At 76.1% G+C, this 1,985-nt stretch carries 2 protein-coding genes and 1 pseudogene; all 3 read right to left on the bottom strand.

Going from position 1 to position 1,985, the window contains the following annotated elements; genetic code table 11:
* Positions 1 to 854 (bottom strand): NAD(P)H-dependent glycerol-3-phosphate dehydrogenase (locus FV223_RS26335; protein WP_147729689.1); only part of this gene is annotated, 854 nt, incomplete at its 3' end.
* Entirely contained in the window at positions 851 to 1,807 is a 957-nt protein-coding gene (locus FV223_RS26330; RefSeq protein ID WP_147729688.1) for a GNAT family N-acetyltransferase, read from the bottom strand. The genes FV223_RS26335 and FV223_RS26330, both read right to left, overlap by 4 nt.
* A pseudogene (locus FV223_RS26325) lies at positions 1,804 to 1,985 on the bottom strand (tRNA (adenosine(37)-N6)-threonylcarbamoyltransferase complex transferase subunit TsaD); the annotation flags it as partial. The gene FV223_RS26330 and the pseudogene FV223_RS26325, both read right to left, overlap by 4 nt.

Here is a 1,985-nt window from a genome sequence, read left to right as displayed (position 1 = left end):
AAGGCGCCCTCGGCGAGCTTGCCGCCGGCGGCGGCTTCCGGCGTGGCGCCCGCCCCCAGGGCGAGGCCGAAGGCGAAATTGCGCGATTGCGCGGAGGATGCGGTGAGCACCAGGTCGCCGAGCCCCGACAGGCCCATCAGCGTCTCGGGCCGGCCGCCGAAGCTTCGCGCGAACCGCATCAGCTCGGCGAAGGCGCGGGCGATCAGGGCGGCGCGCGCGCTCTCGCCGAGGCCGCGCCCGGCGACGATGCCCGATGCGATCGCGAGCACGTTCTTGCCGGCGCCGCCGATCTCGACGCCGCGGACGTCGTCGGTGTGGTAGAGCCGCAAGGCCGGGCCGGACAGCAGGCGCGCGAGGCGCGCCGCGAGGTCCGCATCCGCGGCCGCCAAAGTGACCGCCGTCGGCAGGTTGCGCGCGACGTCCACCGCGAAGCTCGGGCCGGACAGCACCGCCACGGGCGTACCCGCCGGCAGCACCTCGGCCGCCACCGCGCTCATGAAGGCGCCGGTCGTCCGCTCGATGCCCTTCGAGCACAGGACCACCGGCGTGCCCGGCGCGAAGGCGGGCGCGAGCTGCCCGAGCACCGCGCGGGAAGTCTGCGCCGGCGTGACCAGCAGCACCGCCTCGGCGGCGGCGAGGTCGTCGGCCTCGGCCGTCGCCCGGATGCGCGGATGCAGCTTCACGCCCGGCAGGTAGCGCGGGTTCTCGCGCTCGGATTCGAGGGTGGCGGCGGATCGGGCGTCGCGCAGCCACAGGGTGACCGGGCGCCCGGCCGCGGCGGCGGCGTTCGCCAGGGCCGTGCCCCATGCGCCGCCGCCGACGACCGCGACGGGTCGCGCGTTCTCGCTGCTCATGCGGGGTCTCCGGAACAATCCGCCGCCGCGAGCCGATAGAGCACGTGCCGCTGCAGCGGGTGGCCGGCGGTCAGCGCCGGATGGTCGAAATCGGCCTCGCGCACCATGCCGAGCCGCTCCATCACCCGTCGCGACGGCGCGTTGGCCAGCGCCGTGAACGCCACCACGCTCGGCAGCCCGCAGCGGCCGAACAGGTCGGCGAGCGCCAAGCGCGCGGCGCGCGTGGCGATGCCGCGCCCCCAGGCCTCGGGGCTCAGGCGCCAGCCGATCTCGATCAGGCTGCCCGGGCGCTCGCCCCCGGAAAACGGCATCGACCGCATCAGCCGCATCGCCCCGACGAAACCGAGGAACGGGCCGCCCGGCTCCTCGACCGCCCACGGCCCGAAGCCGTCGGCCTCGAAGCGGCGGTCGAGCGCCCGCGCCTCGGTCAGGCTCTCGGCGGGCGATTTCAGCTTCGGGAAATGGCGCATCACGGCGGGGTCGGCGTTCAGGCGCGCGAACGGCTCGTCGTCCGATCGGCGCCAACGGCGCAGGCGCAGCGAACCGGTCTCCAGGGTGTCGGGGGCCTTGGGCAGCCGGCGCTTGCCGCGCCATATCAGGGAGCGGCGGTTAAGCAGGGCGAGGTCGGCGCGGCCGGCGAGCACGGCGTTGCCGAGGTCGATCGCGACCGCGAGCCGGTCGGGCGGCATGTTGGCCCAGGCCGGCGCCGCCACGCTCTCGCGCCACGGCCCGTTGCAGGCGTTGTCGAGCAGGATGCGGGCGAAGCAGTGGTCGTTCACGACGGGCCAGTCGGGATGGTCCGGCGCGGCCTGCGGCAGGAGGCGGTCGACCAGCTCGCGCCACCGCGCCTGCGGCTCGCCGACGGGGGCTGGAGCCGCCTCCGGCTCGGGCTCCGTCACGCGGAGATCGCGGAGATTGCCGCGCGAGAGGATGTGGCGGGCGGCGCCGCTCATTCGGCGCTGGCCTCGGGGCGGGGGGAGTCGGCGAAGGGCCAGCGGGCGCGGGCCGGCGCGGTGATGTCGTCGGTCAGCCCGAGGCGCAGCCGCTCGATGCCGGCCCAGGCGATCATCGCGCCGTTGTCGCCGCAGAGCGCCAGCGGCGGGGCGACGAAGGCGAGGCCCGCCTCGCCTT

This window comes from Methylobacterium sp. WL116, from assembly GCF_008039455.1.
Lineage (GTDB): Bacteria > Pseudomonadota > Alphaproteobacteria > Rhizobiales > Beijerinckiaceae > Methylobacterium.
This window is presented reverse-complemented; position numbering and strand designations above follow the sequence as displayed.

Coding starts and splice junctions, on each gene's coding strand:
- FV223_RS26330 (WP_147729688.1), bottom strand. CDS start 1,807: ATGAGCGGCGCCGCCCGCCACATCCTCTCGCGCGGCAATCTCCGCGAT.